The sequence below is a fragment of the Stenotrophomonas sp. TWI1151 genome (genome assembly GCF_039673135.1).
In the GTDB taxonomy this organism is placed as follows: Bacteria; Pseudomonadota; Gammaproteobacteria; order Xanthomonadales; family Xanthomonadaceae; genus Stenotrophomonas.
This window is the reverse complement of sequence record NZ_JBDJLA010000005.1, coordinates 191,269-211,108: the sequence shown is the minus strand read 5'-3', so window position 1 is coordinate 211,108 and position 19,840 is coordinate 191,269. Positions and strand designations below refer to the sequence as shown.

Sequence of the window (19,840 nt, the reverse complement as noted above, 5' to 3'; positions counted from 1 at the left end):
GGTCTGTTGATGGTGGTACTGCTGGCCGGCTGCGCACGCGGCGTGACCAGTACGCCCGGCGATGCACCGAACCTGGAGAAGTGGGTGGCCGACGTGCGTGCACGTCCGGCACCGCCGCTTGAGCCGCTGCCGGTGATGCAGCAGTTCGAGACGTTTGAATATTCCGCGCAGGGGATGCGCGACCCGTTCACCGACGCCTGGACCAATCCGCAAGGGGGATCGGGGCTGCGTCCGGATCCGAACCGCCGCAAGGAGCCGCTGGAAGATTTCCCGCTGGACAGCCTGGACATGGTGGGTTCGATCGGCCGTGGGGGCGGACTCGTCGTGCTGGTGATGGCACCGGACAAAGTCACCTATCGGGTGCGTCCGGGCGTCTATCTGGGGCAGAGCGACGGGCGGGTGACCGGGGTCTTCGAGGACCGGATTGAGCTGATTGAACTGGTGCCGGATGGCGCGGGTGGCTGGCTGGAACGGCCGGCAACGCTCGCGCTTGAAGATCAATGAATGATTATGGGGATAGCACGATGACCTTTTCCAACGCCATGCGGCTGCGTTCCGTCCGGCGCCAGAAGTTGCTTCACCTGTGCGCGCTGGGAGTCGCGCTCATGGTGGCCAACGGCACGCTGATGGCGGCCACGCCCAGCGGCGCAGTGCCCAAACCGGCGGCCACCACCGCGCCGGCGACCGCGCCGGCCTCGCTGTCGGTGTCCAAGATCGACTTCAAGCGCGGCGACGATGGCGCCGGCCGGCTGATCCTGCAGTTCGATGGCCAGGGCGCGAGCCCGGATCTGCGCAGCCAGGGCAACAGCGTCGTGATCGACGTCGGCAACGCACGCCTGCCGGAAAACCTGCAGAAGTCGATCAACGTGACCGACTTCGCCACGCCCGTGCAGCGCATCGATCCCAAGCCGTATGGCGGCGGCACGCAGCTGGTGCTCAACACCAACACCGCGTTCGAGTCGCTGGCCTACCAGAGCGGCAACGAATACGTGGTCGAGATCAGCCCGCGCCAGGCCGCCCCGGCGACGGGCGCGGTCACTGCCAGCTCGGTCAGTCAGGCCGCGGCGGCCCTGGGCCAGCGCGGCTACAGCGGCAAGCCGGTCACCTTCAACTTCCAGGACGTGCCGGTTCGCACCGTGCTGCAGCTGGTCGCGGAGGAATCCAACCTCAACGTGGTCGCCTCCGACAGCGTGCAGGGCAACGTGACCCTGCGCCTGATCAACGTGCCGTGGGACCAGGCGCTGGACATCGTGCTGCGGGCCAAGGGCCTGGACAAGCGTCGCGATGGCGGCGTGATCTGGGTGGCACCGCAGCCGGAACTGGCCAAGTTCGAGCAGGACAAGGAAGACGCGCGCATCGCGATCGAGAACCGCGAGGATCTGGTCACCGATTACGTGCAGATCAACTACCACAACGCCGGGGCGATCTTCAAAGCGCTGACCGAAGCCAAGGGTATCGGCGGCGGCAGCGGTGGCAGTGGTGGCAGCTCGCAGGAAGACAGCGGGTTCCTGTCCTCGCGCGGCCGTATCGTGGCCGACGAGCGCACCAACACCCTGATGATCAGCGACATTCCGAAGAAGATCGCGCGCATGCGTGAGCTCATCAGCGTGATCGACCGTCCGGTCGACCAGGTGCTGATCGAAAGCCGGATCGTGATCGCCACCGATACCTTCGCGCGTGAACTCGGCGCCAAGTTCGGCATCAGCGGCAGCCGCCAGGACGTGTTCTTCGGGGCCAACACCGATCAGAACCACAACAACATCAACGACCGCGGCACCAAGGACACCGAGTACCAGAAGGCGATCAACGAGTGGGTGGCCGGTGGCCGCACCGGCGCGATCCCGGTGCGTGGTGCGACCAAGTTCGCCGAAGGCCTGAACTGGAACCTGCCGGTGGCGGCGATCAACAACCCCGGTTCGCTGGCGCTGTCGATCCTCAATGCCGGTTACCTGCTGGATGTGGAGCTCTCGGCGATGCAGGCCGAATCGCGCGGCGAAGTCATCTCCAACCCGCGCGTGGTGACCACCAACCAGCGCGAAGCGGTGATCAAGCAGGGTAAGGAAATCGGCTACGTCACCATCAGCGGTGGTGGTGCGGCCGGCGCCGCGGCCCAGCCCAACGTCCAGTTCAAGGAAGTGGTGCTGGAGTTGAAGGTCACCCCGACCATCACCAACGACAACCGTGTGTTCCTCAACATGGCGGTCAAGAAGGATGAAGTGGAGAGCTACATCCTGCTGGCAGGCTATGGCCAGGTCCCGACCATCAACCGCCGCGAAGTGAATACCGCGGTGCTGGTGGACGACGGCCAGACCGTGGTGATCGGTGGCGTGTACGAGTTCACCGACCGCACCAGCATCAACAAGGTGCCGTTCCTGGGCGACGTGCCGTTCCTGGGCAATCTGTTCAAGAAGCGCAGCCGCAACAAGGACAAGGCCGAACTGCTGGTGTTCGTGACCCCGAAGGTGCTGCGCGTGGCCAAGGCCAATCCGGCCGTCAACTGAGCCGCGCCGCTGCTGCAATGACGAAAGGGCCGCCCCGTGCGGCCCTTTCTGCGTTCAGCCAATCTTGATGTCGTAACCGGCGCTGTCCTGCCATCATGGCGATGGAACCTCTGCCCACCGTGGAGGTCACATGGATGCCATGAATCTGCCGCCCCCCATGCCCGATACCCCCACGCCCGCTCCGGTGGAGCACGACCGCCTGCATGAGGCCTTCCGCGCGCTGCGCGACGGCCTGTCCTCCGAGATCGTCGGCCAGAGCGCGCTCGTCGAGCGCCTGCTGACCGCATTGCTGGCCGATGGTCACCTGCTGGTCGAGGGTGCCCCCGGCCTGGCCAAGACCACCGCGATCCGTGCGCTGGCCGCCCGGCTCGATGCGGATTTCTCACGCGTGCAGTTCACCCCGGATCTGCTCCCGGCCGATCTGACCGGTACCGAGATCTGGCGCTCGCAGGAAGGCCGCTTCGAATTCGTGCCCGGTCCGATCTTCCATCCGATCCTGCTTGCCGACGAAATCAACCGTGCCCCGGCCAAGGTGCAGTCCGCGCTGCTTGAAGCGATGGGCGAACGCCAGGTCACCGTCGGCCGCCATACCTATCCGCTGCCGTCGCTGTTCCTGGTGATGGCCACGCAGAACCCGATCGAGCAGGAGGGCACCTTCCCGCTGCCCGAAGCCCAGCTCGACCGCTTCCTGATGCATGTAAGGATCGGTTATCCGGATTCGGAGGCGGAAACCGAAATCCTGCGCCTGGCCCGCGAGCGTGCGCGCGAAGCGCTGTCCACCCCGGCCGCCGCGCCCGCCCGCATGCCGTTGAGCGATGTGTTCGCCGCTCGCAAGGCCGTGCTCTCGTTGCATGTCGCGCCCGCGCTGGAGCGCTATCTCATCGAGATCGTGCTGGCCTCGCGCGATGCCGCGCGTTACGACCCGGCGCTGGCCCGGCGCATCGCGTGGGGCGCGAGCCCCCGTGGCTCGATCGCGCTGGAGCGCTGCGCCCGCGCCCGGGCCTGGTTGGCCGGCCGCGACTTCGTCACCCCGGAAGACGTGCGCAACGTTGCGCCCGACGTGCTGCGGCACCGCGTGCTGCCCAGCTATGAAGCCACCGCCGAAGGCTGGGATGGCGAGCGCCTGGTCGCCGAGCTGCTGGCCCGCGTGCCGGCGCCCTGAGCGCGATGGATACGCCCGTGCATACGGCCACGCCGCTTGAAGGCGATGGCCTGCGGCCGCGTCTGGCCGAGCTGGTGGCATTGCGCCGCAGTGCGCACCGCGCGCCGCCGGCGCGGCGTGGCCGTCTGGGTCACGCCGGCAGTGCGCCGTCGCCCGCGCGCGGGCGTGGGATGGAATACGCCGAGTCTCGCGACTATGTGCCGGGCGATGACGCGCGGCATATCGACTGGCGCGTCACCGCGCGTACCGGGCGCGCGCATACCAAACTCTTTCAGGCCGAGCGCGAACGCTTGACGCTGCTGGTCGCCGATACCGATCCGGTGCTGTATTTCGGCACCCGGGTCCGCTTCAAATCCGTGCAGGCCGCGCGCGTCGGTGCGGTTGCGGCGTGGTTGGCGCAGCGCCAGGGCGACCGCCTGGCTGCGGTGCGTGGCAGCACCCAGGAGCCGCCGATCGCACCGGCCGGCGGCACCCGCGGTGTATTGCGCGTGCTTGACGCCCTGACCCGCTGGTATGCCGAACCGCCTGCCGAGGACGCCGGCCTGGATCGGGCGCTGGAGCAGGCGGCACGTCTGCTGCGCCCCGGTGCCCGTGTGGTGGTGCTGGCCGATCCGGCGCGCGCCGCCACCATCAGCAGCGCACGCTGGGCCGCATTGGCCATGCACCACGAGGTGGTGGTGATGCTGCTGGTCGATCCGCTGGAGCTGGCACCGCCGGCCGATGCGCTGCCGTTTCTTTCGCAGGGGCGTCGCGTGCTGCTGGATCTGGGTAGCGCCGCGGTGCGTGAGCACTGGCGCGAACGCTTCGTTGCGCCTCCGGAAGCGCTGCAGAACCGCTTGGCGGCTCGGCGCATCCAGGTGCATGTGGTGGCCACCGACGATGCCAGCGACAGCTGGCTCAGCCCCTTGCCGACGGCGGTGGTGGCATGAGCGCCGCCGCATCGCTGCCGTTGCGCGATGTGCAGCTGCCGCCGTCACCGCCCTGGTGGCCGCCCGCGCCGGGCTGGTGGCTGGTGTTCGGCGCGATCGTGCTGGTGGTGGCGGGAATCTGGGTCTGGCACTGGCGCCAACGGCGCGCGCGCCAGCGCTGGCTGGCGCTGTTCGATGCACAGGTGGCCCAGGCCGGTTCGCCGGTGCTGGAGGTGGCGGCGATCGCCGAGCTGTTGCGCCGCGCGGCACGTCAGTCCCAGCCCGGGGCGGAACGTCTGCAGGGCGACGCGTGGCTCGCGTTCCTGGATGAGAAGAACAGCCGGGCGTTTTCCGAGGGCGATGGTGCGCTGCTGCTCGATGGTGGCTATCGACCGAGCGTGGATGCCGAGGCGGTGCAGCGGCTGCGCGTGCTGGCCCGCCGCCGTTATCTGTCGTTGCTGACGGAGCGGCGCCGATGATCGCGATGACGATGCCCACGTGGTTGACCTGGGTGGACAGCCTGGCGTGGCCGTGGATGTTGTGGGCGCTGCCCTTGCCGATCCTGATGCACTGGTGGCCATCGCGGCCCGGGGCGGGGGCCGCGTTGCGGGTGCCGTATGCGGCCGATCAGCTGCAGTCGCTCGGGGCTGCCTCGGGCGGTGCCGGGCCACGACTGGGGCGCGCGCTGCTATGGCTGGCGTGGGCCTGCCTGTGCGTGGCCGCCGCGCGACCGCAGCAGCTGGGCGAAGCGGTGACGCCGCCACAGCAGGGCCGGCAGATGATGCTGGCGGTGGACGTCTCCGGCAGCATGAGCGAAGCGGACATGATGCTTGGCAATCAGGTGGTCGAGCGGCTGACCGCGGCCAAGGCCGTGCTCGCCGATTTCCTCGATCGCCGTGTGGGCGATCGTGTCGGCCTGCTGATCTTCGGTGAGCGTGCCTACACGCTGACCCCGTTGACGGCCGACCTCACCAGCGTGCGTGACCAGCTGCGCGACAGCGTGGTCGGCCTGGCCGGGCGCGAGACCGCGATCGGCGATGCGATCGCGCTGGCGGTCAAACGCCTGCGCGAACAGCCGGAAGGGCAGCGCGTGCTGATCCTGCTCACCGACGGGGTCAGCAATGCCGGCGTGCTTGAACCGCTGCGCGCGGCCGAGCTGGCCCAGGCCGAAGGTGTGCGCGTCTATACAGTGGCCTTCGGCGGCGACGGGGGCATCAGCCTGTTTGGCGTGCAGATCGCTCCCGGCGAAGACCCGGTCGACGAAGCAACCCTGAACAAGATTGCCGAGCTCACCGGCGGCCGCTCGTTCCGTGCGCGCAATACCGATGAGCTGGCCGGCATCTATGCCGAGCTGGAACGGCTGGAGCCGGTCAAATCGGCGGGCCCGGCGGTGCGGCCGCGGATCGAACGCTACGCCCCGCCGCTGGCACTGGCGTTGCTGCTGGCCGGCTTGGCGGGGTTGTTGCCGAGGCGCTGGACATGAGCGCGAGCTGGAACGCCCTGCATTTTGTCCGCCCCGATGCCTTGTGGGCGCTGCTCGTGCTGCCGCTGCTGGTCGCGATCTGGTGGCTGCGTCGCCGTCGCGCCAATGTCTGGCGTCAGACGGTGGATGCGCATCTGCTGCGCCATCTGCTGGTCGGCCGCGACCGTCGCGCCTGGGGCGGGTTGATCCTGCTGCTGCTTGGCACGGCGACCGCCATCGTGGCGCTGGCCGGCCCTTCATGGCGACAGGTCGCACAGCCGTTGTGGCAGACGCCGTCGCCGCTGGTGGTCGCGCTGGATCTCTCTTCGCGGGTGACCGCGACCGATCTGCCACCGTCGCGCCTGCTGCAGGCGCGCGCCAAGCTGGCCACGCTGCTGCGCGAGCGCCAGGGCGGCGAAGTCGCGCTGCTCGTCTACGCCGACGATGCCTACACCGTGGCGCCGCTGACCGACGACATGGCCAATGTCGCGCTGTATCTGGATGCGCTGGCGCCGGACGTGATGCCGCGCGATGGCCAGCGTGCCGACCGTGCGCTGGAGACGGCGGTGAAGCTGCTGCAGCAATCCGGCGCACGCGGTGGCGACATTCTCCTGCTCACCGATCGCGCCGATGCGGATGCCGAACAGGCCGCTGCCTCGGCACGCGCGCAGGGCTTCGTGGTCTCCGTGCTCGGGCTGGGTACGCCGGAGGGCGCGGCCTACCGCAACGGCGAGGGTCAGATCGTGCCGGCGCGGCTGGAGGAGGGCACGCTGCGGGGTGTCGCCAGCCGTGGCGGCGGCCGCTATGCGCGTATCGCCTCCGATGACAAGGATCTCGCGGCGCTGGACGTATTGACCCCGCGGGTCAGTGCCGATGACAGCCGCGAAGGGCAGGGCCGCACGTGGCGCGATGAAGGGTTCTGGCTGTTGCCACCGCTGATGCTGCTGGCCCTGTTCGCCTTCCGGCGGCGCGGCGCGCTGGCCGTGCTGGTGATGATGGCGGCGCTGCCGATGGCGCTGCCGACGACGGCACATGCCGCCGAGGGAACGTGGTGGCAACGCGCCGACCAGGTCGATCAGCAACGCCTGTCCACCGGTGTGGATGCGTACCGCAAGGGTGACTTCAAGGCGGCGCAGCAGCAGTTCGAGGGCATCGATACGGATGCCGGCTGGTACAACCTGGGCAACGCGCTGGCGCGACAGGGCCAGTACGACGCCGCCATCGAGGCCTACGACCGTGCGCTGAAGCAGCATCCGGGCATGGCCGATGCGGTCGCCAACCGCGCCGCCGTCGATGCCGCCCGCAAGCGCAAGCCGCCACAGAACAACGATCAGAACAACGATCAGAAGGACGGGAAAAAGCCGCCCTCCGACCCGCCCGATCCCGGCAAGAACCCGGGTCAGGGTAAAGACGGTCAGTCCTCGCCGCCGCAGGACAAGGGCGAACAGGGGCAGTCACCGCCGCCGGCATCCGGTGATCCAAAGGATGGCCAATCCGAGGGCGGGAAGTCGCCACAGGCCGCCGACAGCCAGGCGCAGGCCGAGGCTGACGCGGCCCAGCGCGAGCGCATGCAGCAGGCGATGCAGCGCCAGGGGCAGAACGACGGCAACGACAAGGCGCAGGGTCAGGTCAGCGGCACCCCGCAGCAGCGTGAGCAGCAGCAGGCGGTCGAGGCGTGGATGCGGCGGGTACCGGATGACCCCGGCAGCCTGCTGCGGGCCAAGTTCCAGCTGGAAAACGAACGCAGGAAACGGGAAGGGCGATGACACATTCCACGATACAGCGCTGGTTGCGCGCCGGGCTTGCCCTGCTGCTGTGCGCGAGCATGGCCGCGCACGCGCAGACCCGCGCCTGGCTCGACCGCGAGCAGATCACCGACAGCGATACCGTCACCCTCAACATCGAATCCGATGCGGGCGGCGGCGCGCCGGACTATGGCCCGCTGCGGGCCGACTTCGATCTCAGCAGCCAGACCAGCAGCCGCCAGGTGCAGTGGAGCAACGGCGCGATGACCTCGCGCGCGCTGTATGCCGTCGCGCTCAGCCCGAAGCGCACCGGCACCCTGCAGATTCCTGCGCTGCAGGTGGGCACCAGCCGCACCCAGCCGCTGACCCTGCAGGTCGGCGCCGGCAGCGCGTCCGCCCCCGCGGCCGCCCGTGGTGATGCCGCGGCCTTCCTCGAAACCGAGGTCGACGATCCCACGCCCTATGTGCAGCAGAGTGTCGGCGTGGTGGTGCGCCTGTTCTACGCCGCGCAACTGCTCAGTGGCGAACTGGTGCTCGATACACCGCCCGGCGCCTCGCTGCAGCGGGTGGGCGATGACCGCACCCTGGTGCGCGAGGTCAATGGGCGCCGCTACAACGTGGTGGAACGGCGCTTCCTGCTGATTCCCGAGCGCAGCGGGCCGCTGGTGCTGCCGGCGGCGCAGTTCAACGGGCGCAGCGCGGGCGGCTTCTTCAATGACATGTTCGGCGGCGATGGCCGCCTGCGTGCCGCATCGGCCGAGCGCACGCTGCAGGTCCAGGCGCAACCCGCCTCTGCACCGCAGCCGTGGCTGCCGCTGCACGGGCTGCGCCTGCGCTACACCGCAGCGCCCACCACCGGCCGTGCCGGTGAGGCGGCCACGATCGTGGTGGAGGCCGTGGCCGACGGCGCGACCAGGGCGCAGTTCCCTGAGCTGCCCGTGCCCGATGTCGGCCCCGGCGCGCAGGTGTTCGCCGAGCCGCCGCAGTTCGATGAAACCTTCAACGGCAACACCCCGCAGCTCAAGCTGACCCGGCGTTTTGCGATCGTGCCGCGCCAGGCCGGGCCGCTGACCGTGCCGGGGCTGCGCATGGCGTGGTGGGATGTGGCCGCCGGGCAGCCGCGCAGTGCCAGCCTGCCGGACCTGCCACTGGACATCGCTGCCGGGGTGGCCGGCAGTACCGCGCCGGCGCTGCCGGTGGACACCACCTCGGCGCTGCCGGGCGAACCGGCGGCGGCCTCCTCCGATCTGCAGCTGGCGCCGGCGCAGGGCACGCCGCGGCCGTGGGGCTGGATCGCGCTGTCGGCGGGCCTGGCCCTGCTGTGGCTGCTGACCCTGGTCTGGGGCTGGCGCCGACGCGGTCGTCCTGTCGCCGTGCCCGGTGCCGAAGCGGGTGTGCCGGTCGCTCCGTCCGGGAGCCCGTACACGCGTGCCGACCTGCGCCGCGCGATGGAAGCGGGTGGGCTGGACGAGATCATCGCCGTGCTGGCTGGCATGGGCGGCGTGCAGACCTTGGAGCAGGTGCTGGAGCGCCTCGACAACCCCCAGCAGCGCGACACGTTGCTCCAGATGCAGGCGGTCCGCTGGGGCGGGCAGGGCGGTGATGTGGGCCAGGCACGGCAGGCGCTGCGGCGCGCCTTCCATGACGGACCGCACTGGCGGGCCCGTGCGGCCGCGCAGAACAATGGCCTCGCGCCGTTGTACCCATCCGCGCATTCATAAAAAGGCGTGTCGGTCAGGGCGGCCGGCTTTGCTAAGCTGATTTCATTTTTTCGAGGAACGCCGCTCCATGACTGAGGCCGCAACGACCCGGCAGAAACTGCCTTTGCATTGGAAAATGGGCATTGGCTTCATCATCGGCCTGGTCCTCGGGCTGACCGTCCATGCCCTCGGTGGCAGCATCGACGGCCTGCATACCGGTGCCAAGTGGGTGATGGATTACATCACCACCCCGGCCTCGGGCCTGTTCCTCAATCTGATCTTCATGCTGATCGTGCCGCTGATCTTCTCGGCGCTGATCATGGGCGTGTCGGAGATGGGCGACATCCGCGCCCTTGGCCGCATCGGCTGGAAGACGCTGGCCTACACCATCGTGCTGTCCGGCATCGCCGTGGGCATCGGCCTGGTGCTGGTCAACGTGCTCAAGCCCGGCGTGGGCGTGGACCCGGTCGTGGCCGCGCAGATGCTGGCCGAGAACGCCGAACGCAGCAAGGAAATCGTCGCCGGTATCCATGGCACGCCGAAGGGCATGGACATGCTGCTGTCGATCGTGCCGGGCAATGTGGTCGAGGCCGCGTCCAGCAACAGCGCGATCCTGTCGCTGATGTTCTTCGCGCTGATGTTCGGCATCGGCATGGTGCTTTCGCCGGAAGAGAAGGTGGCGCCGCTGCGTCGTGCCATCGAAGGCATCTTCGAAGTCTCGATGACCCTGATCAACCTGGTCATCCGCCTGGCCCCGTACGCGGTGGCCTGCTTCATGTTCAACCTGGCCGCCCTGTTCGGCTTCGAGCTGATCATCCGCCTGGGTGCCTACGTGGGCGTGGTGGTGCTGGCGCTCGGCCTGCATATGGTGGTGACCTACGGCGTGGCCGTGTGGCTGTCCGGGCGCTCGCCGCTGGCGTTCTTCCGCGACACCCAGGAGGCCACCGTGATGGCCTTCTCCACCGCCTCCAGCAACGCCACCCTGCCGACCGCGCTGCGCGTGGCCGACCAGATGGGCCTGCCGCAGAAGGTCTCGCGCTTCGTGCTGACCGTTGGCGCCACCGCCAACCAGAACGGCACCGCGCTGTTCGAGGGCGTGACGGTGATCTTCCTGGCGCAGTTCTTCGGCGTGGACCTGAGCATCGGCCAGCAGTTCATGGTCATGGCGGTCTGCATCCTGGGCGGCATCGGCACCGCCGGCGTGCCCTCCGGCTCGCTGCCGGTGGTGGCCATGATCTGCGCCATGGTCGGCGTGAACCCGCTGGGCATCGGCCTGATCCTGGGCGTGAACCACTTCCTGGACATGTGCCGTACCGCGCTGAACGTCACCGGCGATCTGGCCCTGACCACCCTGGTGGCCAAGGGCGAAGTGGACGATGGTCCGGTCGTGGCCGCGGTGGCCCCGGCCCCGGCACCGGCCCCGCGCGACTGAGCCTGCGCAGGCTGTGGGTTCCCGACGCCCCGCCTTGTGCGGGGCGTTGTCGTTAAGGGCCTGGCCTGTCTCCGGCCTGACCCCGCCGATCACCTGTGGGACAATGGGCTGCCCGCAGCTCCGCGGGAGCCTCCCGACTCCGACAGAACCATGACGCAGCCTACCCGCCGCCAGTTGGCCAATGCCATCCGCTTCCTTGCCGCTGATGCGGTCGAAACCGCCAAGTCCGGTCATCCCGGCATGCCGATGGGCATGGCCGACATCGCCGAAGTGCTCTGGAACGACTATCTCCGTCACAACCCCAAGAATCCCAAGTGGTTCAACCGCGACCGCTTCGTGCTGTCCAACGGCCACGGCTCGATGCTGCAGTACGCGCTGCTGCACCTGAGCGGCTACGACCTGCCGATCGAGCAGCTCAAGCAGTTCCGCCAGCTGGGCAGCAAGACCGCCGGCCACCCGGAACACCATGAAACCCCCGGCGTGGAGACGACCACCGGTCCGCTGGGTCAGGGTCTGGCCAACGCCGTGGGCTTCGCCCTGGCCGAGAAGCTGCTGGCTCAGCGCTACAACCGCCCGGAACACGAGATCGTCGACCACCGCACCTGGGTGTTCCTGGGCGATGGCTGCCTGATGGAAGGGATCTCGCATGAAGCCGCCTCGCTGGCCGGCACCTGGGGCCTGTCCAAGCTGGTCTGCTTCTGGGATGACAACCACATCTCCATCGATGGCAACACCGATGGCTGGTTCACCGACAACACCCCCGAGCGTTTCGAAGCCTATGGCTGGAACGTGGTGCGCGGCGTCGATGGCCACGATCCGGACAGCATCAAGGCCGCCATCGACAGCGCGCTGTCGCAGTTCGACAAGCCGACCCTGATCTGCTGCCGCACCACCATCGGCTTCGGCTCGCCGAACAAGGCCGGCAAGGAATCCAGCCACGGCGCCCCGCTGGGCAAGGATGAGCTGGACGCGACCCGCAAGCAGCTGGGCTGGCCGTACGGCCCGTTCGAGATTCCGGAGGAAATCTACGCCGGCTGGCGTGCCGGCGGTACCGGCACCCTGCGCCAGGCCGAGTGGGAACAGCAGTTCGACAAGTACGCCGCGCAGTTCCCGGCCGAAGCCGAGGAGCTGATCCGTCGTTCGCACGGCGAGCTGCCGGCCGACTTCATCGCCAAGGCCGATGCCTACATCGCCCAGGTCCAGGCCGATGGCCAGACCATCGCCTCGCGCAAGGCCTCGCAGCTGGCGATCGAAGCGTTCGCGCCGCTGCTGCCGGAACTGGTGGGCGGTTCGGCCGATCTGGCGCACTCCAACCTGACCCTGTGGAAGGCCAGCAAGTCGGTCGCCACCGATGACCCGAACGCCAACTACGTGTACTACGGCGTGCGCGAGTTCGGCATGACCGCGATCGCCAACGGCCTGGCCCTGCATGGCGGGTTCATTCCGTTCGACGCCACCTTCCTGGTGTTCAGCGATTACGCCCGCAACGGCGTGCGCATGAGCGCGCTGATCCCGGCCCACGCGATCCACGTGTACACGCACGATTCGATCGGCCTCGGCGAAGACGGCCCGACCCACCAGCCGGTGGAGCATCTGGCCTCGCTGCGCTACATCCCGAACAACGATGTGTGGCGCCCGTGCGATGCGGTTGAATCGGCGGTCAGCTGGAAGTCGGCGATCACCCGCACCGACGGCCCGAGCTGCCTGGTGTTCAGCCGCCAGAACCTGCCGCACCAGCCGCGCAGCACCGAGCAGGTCGCACAGATCGCGCGCGGTGGGTATGTGCTGGCCGATGCGGAAGGCGGCGTGCCGGACGTGATCCTGATCGGCACCGGTTCGGAAGTGGGCCTGGCCGTGACCGCCAAGGCGGAGCTGGATGCCGCCGGCATCAAGACCCGCGTGGTGTCGATGCCGTCGACCGACGTCTTCGAGCGTCAGGACGCGGCGTACCGTGAGTCCGTGCTGCCCAACGCCGTGCGCAACCGCGTGGCCGTGGAAGCCGGTGTCACCGGTTTCTGGCGCCAGTACGTGGGCCTGGACGGTGCGGTGGTGGGTATCGACACCTTCGGTGCGTCGGCCCCGGCGGAGGCGCTGTACAAGCACTTCGGCATCACCGCCGAGCACGTCGTGGCTGCGGCCAAGGCGCAGCTGGCGAACTGATGACGGCTGGATAGCGTCGAGCCATGCTCGGCGCCATCAAGCGGAAGGCCGGCGAAAGCCGGCCTTTTCGTTTGTTGAAGGGCAAACACCACGGCATCCTTGATCGAGGGTAGATCCACGCCATGCGTGGATGCTGTTGGCGTACCCCTCGACCATTGCTGACGCGTGATCAACACGCATCCACGCATGGCGTGGATCTACATCACCCGGCTGCAGTGCGCGCCAATCCCAACCTCACCAGCCGCGCCTCGATGCGTTCGCCGAACGTCTTCGGCGCTTCGAGCCCCATCCGCTGCAGATAGGCCTGATCCCCATCGCCGGCCGGTTGCGTTACCGCTGACAGCACCGTGCGCAGCTTGGCCATCGGCGTCTGCGTGTTCTGCTTCAGCCAGCCCAGCGCCTTGACCAGGTGCTGCTCGACCTCGGTGAAATCGCTGCCCAGCGGATAATCCGGCAGCAGCCCGGACTGGCGGAACGGCGCCAGCGACGCACTGACCGCCGCAGCCGTGTTGCGCTGTCCATCGGCGGACGGAGTGAAGCCGGTCGCCAGTTTCTTCGAGGCCTTCGCCTTGTCCAGCAACGCGGCCTGGAACTGTGCATCGGTGATCGCAGCCATCGCGATCACGCAGTCCTCGTCGGTCATGTTGCGCAGGTCGGCGATGCCGTACTCGTTGATGTAGAGATCGCGCAGGTGCCGCGGGATCGTGGTGTGGCCGTAGTTCCAGCGCACGTTGGAGTGCAGGACGCCCCTGTCCTCGCGGGTGGCGCGGAAGATCAGCGCGCTGCGGGCGCCGGGCAGGGCATGCGCCATCGCCACGAAGTTGTACTGGCCGCCCACGCCGGAGACCACACGGCCGTCTTCCAGCGCATCGGAAACCGCAGCGCCGAGCGCGGTGGCCATCATGCAGGAGTTGAAGAAGCGCGCATCGCGGCGCTGCATCCGCTCCAGCGTTTCATCGCCGCCGTAGAGCTGGTTGATCTCACTGATGCGGCGCATGCCGATCGCGCTGCGCTCCTCATCGGGCAGGTCGCGCAGCCACTGGTAGAACTCCGGCGAGCCCAGATAGAACGCGCCGTGCAGGTACTCGCCCTCGGCCTCGAGCGTGGCGTAGTCGGTGGTCCACGCGGTGCCGTTCTCGATCCGCTGCAACAAGGCCAGATCGTCATGCACCTTGCGCCGGATCACCCCGGTCTGGACCAGACGGCGGAAGCCTTCGTTGAGCATTTCGCTGCAGCCGTACAGACCGATCTCGAACGGCTCCAGGCCACCGCACTCCAGCACGGTCGGGTGGCTGGCCAGGCCGGGATCCAGCGCCTGCAGGATCTGCCGGTAGCGGGCGTTGTCGGTATGCCGCAGCACCAGTGCATGGCTGAGCGCATCGGCCAGCGTGCCGATGCCGATCTGCAGCGTGCCGCCATCGCGCACCAGCGTGCTGGCGTACAGGCCGATGGCGTAATCGGCATCGCTGACCGGTTGGCGTGGCAGGCCGAACAGCGCCGGGTACGGCCCCGGCGGCGTGATCACCAGATCGAAGAACGACACATCCACCGTGGCCGAGCCGGCCAGATAGGGCAGCTGCGGATCGATCTCGGCGATCATCAGCGGGCGTGGCAGCCCGCGCGCGACCATCGCATCCAGCGTGTCCTGGGTGATGTCGTTGTTGCATGACAGCGACAGGCGCCGATCATTCGCGCGCATCGCCACTTTCTGCACGATCGCATGCGGCGCGCGCTGGGCCACCGCATCGGCGGCGTGCGTGTAGTTGAGGCTGGTGTAGCTGCGCTGGGCCTGCGAGGAATTCAACAATGCGCCGGACTGCATGTAGAACTCTTCCACCTGCACATGCCCCGGCAGCTGGTCGCGCACCATTGCATCGGCGTAGGCCAGCCGCGGAAAGTCCTCACCGAAATGACGCTCGGCGAACGGTTTCATGAAGCGTGCTTCCAGCCCGGCACCGCCGCGTGGTGGGTTCAGTGACAGTGCGGTGTAAAGCTGCAGCGGCCGCGAGGCGTCGTTTTCCACACGGGCATACAGCGCGTTGAGCAGCCGGTGCGGCTTGCCCAAGGCGAGCGGGGCGCCAATGCGCAGGGGGCCATCGACCCGCTGCAGCAGCCAGTCGACGGCGGCGTCCAGGTCGGTCAGGTGTTCGGTCATGCGGCGCTATCCTGCGAAATCATGCGGGTCATTACAGCATTTCCGGTTTGAACAGACGGCGACGCGAGACTTCATCGCCGGAAAGCATGAACTGGCCATCGCCCCGGTAATGCACCGTGCGCGGCAGTTTCGGGGCGCGTGCGACATGTGCTTTGACCACCTCCCAGATGAAGAGACCGTGCTTCTTGATCTGGCTGCGGTCGGCCAGCCGGCATTCGAAACTGGCGTGGCACTGGGCGATCAAGGGGGCGGCAACCTCGCTGGCGGCCACTGCGTCCAGGCCGAAATGCGCGAACTTGTCGATCTCCACGCCGCTGCTGTTGCCGATGCCGATCACCGTATCGAGCATCTCTGCGGTGGGTACATTGATGACGCATTCGCCACTGCGGCGGATCAGCTCGAAACTGTGGTTGCCGGTGGAAATCATGGTCGCCAGGCGCGAGGGCGTGAACTCCAGCACCATGTGCCAGCCCAGCGTCATGATGTTGCGCTGGCCTTTCCAGGCCGAGCTGATCAGCACGACCGGGCCGGGTTCCAGGAAGCGGCGCACATCGTCCACTGGGTAATCGAATTTTCGGTAGCGTCTCATCGAGGGCTCCGCGGGGCATGCGCCGATGCTGGCAGTGGCTGCATGAACCGGCTGTCGAAGGGTTGACACCCGTGCTGATTACGGGCGTAATCGAATCGTCGATTACGGATGTAAATGATGAGCCAGATCAGTGAAGCCGAAGCCGTGGTGATGGAGGTGCTGTGGCGCCACCATCCGCTGGGCGCTGATGATGTGGTGGCCGCGCTGGCCAGCCGTGACTGGGCCGAGCCCACCATCAAGACCCTGCTCAACCGGCTGCTGACCAAGGGGGCGGTCAGTGCCAGCCGCGAGGGGCGTCGCTATCTGTACTCGCCCGTGCTGCAACGGCAGGCCTGGGTGGCCGAGCAGAGCGAGGGCTTCCTGGAGCGCGTGTTCGACGGCCGCGTCGCGCCGCTGGTGGCGCATTTCAGCCAGCGCGGGGAGCTCAGCGCGCAGGACATCGCCGAACTGAAGCAACTCATCCAGGCGCTGGACCATGACTGACCTGCTCGATGGGCTGCTGCAGGCCAGCGTATGGCTGTCGGTGGCGACGCTGGTATTGGCCGCCGCCAGGCCTCTGCTGCTGCGGCTGGGGGGCGCAGCGCTGGCCTACCGCAGCTGGTGGTTGCTGCCGCTGATGCTGGTTGTCCCGTCCCTGCCGGTGCCGCCGCTGACGATCACCGAGACCGCCCCGGTGATGGTCATGGCCTCGGCGCTGCGCGCGCCTGCCGTGCCTCACGATGCCTCGCAGTGGCCACTGCTGCTGTTGACGGTGTGGCTGCTGGGCGCGGTGGCGATGGCCGGCATCAGTTGGCGCGCGCAGCGCCGCTTCGCGCAGGCCCTGGGCGCCCTGCAGCCGCGGCAGGATGGCAGCTGGCAGGCCAGTGGCGATCCGGGTCTGCCGGCGCTGGTCGGGTTGTGGCGGCCGCGGATCGTGGTGGGCCCGGACTTCGAGCAGCGCTTCAGCCCCGCCGAGCAGGACCTGATCCTGCGTCACGAACACAGCCATCGCCGTCATGGCGATCCCTGGGCAAACGCTGCGTTGGCCCTGCTGCGCTGCGTGTTCTGGTTCCACCCGTTGCTGCCGTGGGCGGCGCGCCGCTTCCTGCGTGACCAGGAACTGGCCTGCGACGCGCGCACGGTCGATCCGCATCCGGCGCTGCGCCGGCTCTACGCCAACGCGCTGCTCAAGGCGCAGTTGGTCCACCCGGTTGCCCCGATGGCCTGCCACTGGCGCAGCCAACCGATGTTGAAGGAGCGTATTGCCATGTTGAAGGAACACAAGCGGAAGGCATTGCCGTGGATGACCGGGCAGGTGCTGGTGGTCGGGCTGTGTGTCGGGCTTTGCACGGTGGCGTGGGCGAGTCAGGGCAGTGGCGGCGTCCCCGCCAGCGGGATCGGCCAGGGCGCAGTGCTGGCCGATCGCAATGCCATCGCCCACAAGATGCCGCCGCCGTCATACCCGAAGATCGCCTTCGAGCAGAGCATCGTCGGCAAGGTCGTGGTGCGGGTGGACGTCGACGCCGAAGGCAAGGCGACCAACGTACGCGTGCTGGAGGCGACTCCGGCCGGTGTGTTCGATGAGGCGACGGTGGCTGCGGCGAAGCAATGGACCTTCGAACCGGCGATCAGAAACGGCAAGGCCGTGGCCTCGGCGCTGAAGATTCCGGTCACCTACGCCATGGATGACGAGGTGCCAACACCATGAGGCAGCCTTACGTCCCCGCACTGGCGGCGCTGTTGATGGCCGGCTGTGCCACCCATGAGACGCTTACGTCAGTGGACACGCGGGCGGAGAATGTGGGCCATCAGCGCTTGGATCCGGCCAACGGCACGGGGACTGCGCAGGTGGCGAGCTACCAGCTGAAGGCTGCCGAAGGCTACCGGATGCCGCAACTCAATGCCGGCCCGGACCCCGTGCTGGGCGATCGCGATCCGCGCAGTGAGCTTGCGCCCACGACGGTCTGTCTGCAGTTGGTCATCGATGCGCAGGGCCGCGTGGAGCGAAGTCTGCCGGTGCAGGACCGTGACGAATGCGCCGCTGGCAATGCCCCTGAGAATGCGCCGTTGTTGCAGTCCGCGCAGGATGCGGTGGCGGTCTGGCAGTACGTACCCGCAGCCGTGTGTCACTTCGCGGAGGAGAAGATTCCAGCCAATCGGGGCGATTGCAAGGATGCCACGCGCATCGAGCCTGTCCCGGTCAGCCTGCTGTATGCCTTCACCTTCGAAATCGTGAAAGGCAAGGCGACCGTGCACAGCGGGACGCGGGCGAGGTAGGGAAGCAGTGCGCCTCACCACGCGGCGCGATGCCTATCCGCCGCGAGCGGGGCCGCCCTGTATGTTCGCCTTCACCGAAGGCTCCATCAGCGTCGGTTCGGCCAGCGTGGCATCGCGCGCTTGGCGCGTGGCGACGAACTCGGCTTCGCTGATGCCGTCATGCAGGTGGATGTTGTGCGCGCGCTGCTCGCCGATCGTGGTCTGGTTGGCGATCTTGCGGCCACCGGGGCCGTAGTCGTGACAGATGAACACACGGGTTGCATCGGGCAACGAAAGCAGCCGCTGGATCGAACGGTACAGCTGCGCCGCGTCACCGCCCGGGAAGTCGCAGCGTGCGGTGCCGCCGTCGGGCATGAACAGCGAGTCGCCGGTGAACAGCGCATCGCCGATCCGATAGGCGACGCTGTCGCTGGTGTGGCCCGGCACTGCGATCACTTCGGCGTCGATATCACCGAGCGTGAAGCGCTCGCCATCGGCGAACAGATGATCGAACTGCGACCCGTCGGTCGGCACATCCAGCGCGTAACGCGGTGCGAAGGTGCGCTGCACCTGCACGATGCCCTGGCCCATCGCCAGCGTCGCGTCCGGCCACTGGGATTTCAGCCAGCGCCCGGCACTGACATGGTCGGCGTGGGCATGGGTGTCCAGCAGCCAACGCACCTGCAGGCCGTGCCCGCGCACATGCGCAAGCAACGGCTGCAGCGGCCCGGCGCCGAGGGCATCGGTGTCCGGGTCGTAATCCAGCACGGGATCGATCACCGCCGCCTGCAACGTCGCCGGGTCATGCACCACGTAGCTGAAGGTGTGGCTGTCCGGGTGGAAGAAACTGGCGACGTGCAATGACATGGTACTGACCTCAGCGCTTGCCCAGGGTGTCGTTGAGCAGCACCGCCAGGCGTTCGCCGGCCAGGCGCAGCTCGCGCTCGGCGACCGGGCGGTAGGTCGCCGCATAGCTGGGGCCCAGCGTACGCTTGTCCGGGTAAACGCCAGGTGCAATGGCGATCCGGCAGCTGGCTTCGGCCCACTGCGCGGCGTCGACAGTGATGTTGGAGCGCTTGCCGAATGCGGGCTTGGGCAGGGCGAGGAGGCGCTTGAGGTACTGGTCGTCATCCAGCGTCTGCTCATTCAGCATGCCGCTGTCCCACAGCGAGTGCAGGTTGGTACCGCGGTTGTTGAACTGCACCTGGAAATCGTTGCCACCCTTGTCGTGGCCGTAGCCGGCATGCATCGGCTGGTGGATGTCGCCGGCGAAATGCACCACGAACTTCAGCGCCTGCGCGCGCTCTGCATCGGACTTGCTGCGGTCGCCAAGGATCGCGGTCTGCGCCTTCAGCGCCTCGACCACGCAGTTGCCGTTCTTGCAGTGCTTCTGGACTTCATAGTGGCAATCGTCTTCGCCGATGTTGACGTAGTGCCAGCCGGCCGAGCGCTTGCCCAGGTCCGGATCCTTGGCGCGCAGCTGATCGGCCCAAGGGGCGATGGCGTGCAGTGTCGGGTCCGGCTCGGCGGCGAGCAGACGGTCAACCTCGGCCTGGGTCTGCGGGGTCAGCCGGGTCTCGGCGATCCGCGCCACCAGGCGGTGGCCCTGTGCGCCCCAGGCCAGGGCATCGGTGGAAACGAAGGTGAGGGCCAGCGCGAGGGCGGTGGCCGGGAGCAGGGAAGGCATTTTCATCCGCGGCATTCTAGCGGGCTGGCCGCGCGCGGGCTTGCCGGGATCTGGCCGGCTGCAGCATCCGGCGGCGTGGGCTAGTCTCGCCGGGTGCCCGCATC

General features: G+C 68.1%; 17 protein-coding genes. 13 read left to right on the top strand and 4 right to left on the bottom strand.

What is annotated here, in order from left to right:
• Nucleotides 1-9 precede the first annotated feature (9 nt).
• From ABE422_RS08980 to tkt, 10 genes are all read left to right on the top strand, one after another.
• Nucleotides 10-504 carry a pilus assembly protein PilP gene (locus ABE422_RS08980; protein ID WP_226956626.1) on the top strand — a complete coding sequence of 165 codons (495 nt, stop codon included), beginning with the start codon at nt 10-12 and terminating at the stop codon, nt 502-504.
• Nucleotides 505-524: 20 nt separating this feature from the next.
• Complete coding sequence (locus tag ABE422_RS08975) at nt 525-2,501, top strand: type IV pilus secretin PilQ family protein (RefSeq protein ID WP_346482842.1); 1,977 nt, start codon at nt 525-527, stop codon at nt 2,499-2,501.
• 139 nt (nt 2,502-2,640) lie between these two features.
• Nucleotides 2,641-3,663, top strand: coding sequence for a MoxR family ATPase (locus ABE422_RS08970; protein WP_346482841.1), 1,023 nt, complete (start codon nt 2,641-2,643; stop codon nt 3,661-3,663).
• Nucleotides 3,664-3,668: 5 nt separating this feature from the next.
• Complete coding sequence (locus tag ABE422_RS08965) at nt 3,669-4,592, top strand: DUF58 domain-containing protein (protein WP_346482840.1); 924 nt, start codon at nt 3,669-3,671, stop codon at nt 4,590-4,592.
• On the top strand, nt 4,589-5,050 hold the full coding sequence (locus tag ABE422_RS08960; RefSeq protein WP_346482839.1) for a DUF4381 domain-containing protein: 462 nt from the start codon (nt 4,589-4,591) through the stop codon (nt 5,048-5,050). The genes ABE422_RS08965 and ABE422_RS08960 overlap by 4 nt, the downstream gene beginning before the upstream one ends.
• Nucleotides 5,051-5,055: 5 nt before the next feature.
• Complete coding sequence (locus ABE422_RS08955) at nt 5,056-6,054, top strand: VWA domain-containing protein (protein ID WP_346464016.1); 999 nt, start codon at nt 5,056-5,058, stop codon at nt 6,052-6,054.
• Entirely contained in the window at nt 6,051-7,799 is a 1,749-nt protein-coding gene (locus tag ABE422_RS08950; protein ID WP_346482838.1) for a VWA domain-containing protein, read from the top strand. The genes ABE422_RS08955 and ABE422_RS08950 overlap by 4 nt, the downstream gene beginning before the upstream one ends.
• Entirely contained in the window at nt 7,796-9,499 is a 1,704-nt protein-coding gene (locus ABE422_RS08945) for a BatD family protein (RefSeq protein WP_346482837.1), read from the top strand. Before ABE422_RS08950 ends, ABE422_RS08945 begins: the two co-directional genes overlap by 4 nt.
• Before the next feature lie 67 nt (nt 9,500-9,566).
• A complete protein-coding gene (locus ABE422_RS08940; RefSeq protein WP_152152534.1) occupies nt 9,567-10,910 on the top strand; it encodes a dicarboxylate/amino acid:cation symporter in 1,344 nt (447 codons plus the stop codon).
• 150 nt (nt 10,911-11,060) lie between these two features.
• Nucleotides 11,061-13,070, top strand: coding sequence for a transketolase (tkt, locus tag ABE422_RS08935; RefSeq protein ID WP_313209998.1), 2,010 nt, complete (start codon nt 11,061-11,063; stop codon nt 13,068-13,070).
• 202 nt (nt 13,071-13,272) lie between these two features.
• Here the strand turns inward: tkt and ABE422_RS08930 are convergent, their stop codons facing one another.
• The gene (locus tag ABE422_RS08930; protein WP_346482836.1) at nt 13,273-15,225 is read right to left on the bottom strand and encodes an acetyl-CoA hydrolase/transferase C-terminal domain-containing protein; all 1,953 of its coding nucleotides are present in this window, start codon (nt 15,223-15,225) and stop codon (nt 13,273-13,275) included.
• A 31-nt stretch (nt 15,226-15,256) separates the two neighbouring features.
• On the bottom strand, nt 15,257-15,814 hold the full coding sequence (locus ABE422_RS08925; RefSeq protein WP_313210003.1) for a flavin reductase family protein: 558 nt from the start codon (nt 15,812-15,814) through the stop codon (nt 15,257-15,259).
• 117 nt (nt 15,815-15,931) lie between these two features.
• On the opposite strand from ABE422_RS08925, the gene ABE422_RS08920 reads away from it, so the two are divergent.
• The 3 genes from ABE422_RS08920 to ABE422_RS08910 are packed head-to-tail and all read left to right on the top strand — an operon-like array spanning nt 15,932 to nt 18,070.
• Nucleotides 15,932-16,297: a BlaI/MecI/CopY family transcriptional regulator gene (locus ABE422_RS08920; RefSeq protein ID WP_313210006.1), complete on the top strand. Its 366-nt coding sequence runs from the start codon at nt 15,932-15,934 to the stop codon at nt 16,295-16,297.
• Nucleotides 16,290-17,501: a TonB family protein gene (locus ABE422_RS08915; RefSeq protein WP_346482835.1), complete on the top strand. Its 1,212-nt coding sequence runs from the start codon at nt 16,290-16,292 to the stop codon at nt 17,499-17,501. Before ABE422_RS08920 ends, ABE422_RS08915 begins: the two co-directional genes overlap by 8 nt.
• On the top strand, nt 17,498-18,070 hold the full coding sequence (locus ABE422_RS08910) for a hypothetical protein (protein ID WP_346482834.1): 573 nt from the start codon (nt 17,498-17,500) through the stop codon (nt 18,068-18,070). Before ABE422_RS08915 ends, ABE422_RS08910 begins: the two co-directional genes overlap by 4 nt.
• Before the next feature lie 33 nt (nt 18,071-18,103).
• Here the strand turns inward: ABE422_RS08910 and ABE422_RS08905 are convergent, their stop codons facing one another.
• Nucleotides 18,104-18,916, bottom strand: coding sequence for an MBL fold metallo-hydrolase (locus ABE422_RS08905; protein WP_346482833.1), 813 nt, complete (start codon nt 18,914-18,916; stop codon nt 18,104-18,106).
• Nucleotides 18,917-18,926: 10 nt separating this feature from the next.
• Nucleotides 18,927-19,742, bottom strand: a complete 816-nt coding sequence (locus tag ABE422_RS08900; protein ID WP_346482832.1) for a S1/P1 nuclease — start codon at nt 19,740-19,742, stop codon at nt 18,927-18,929.
• Between the last annotated feature and the right edge of the window lie 98 nt (nt 19,743-19,840).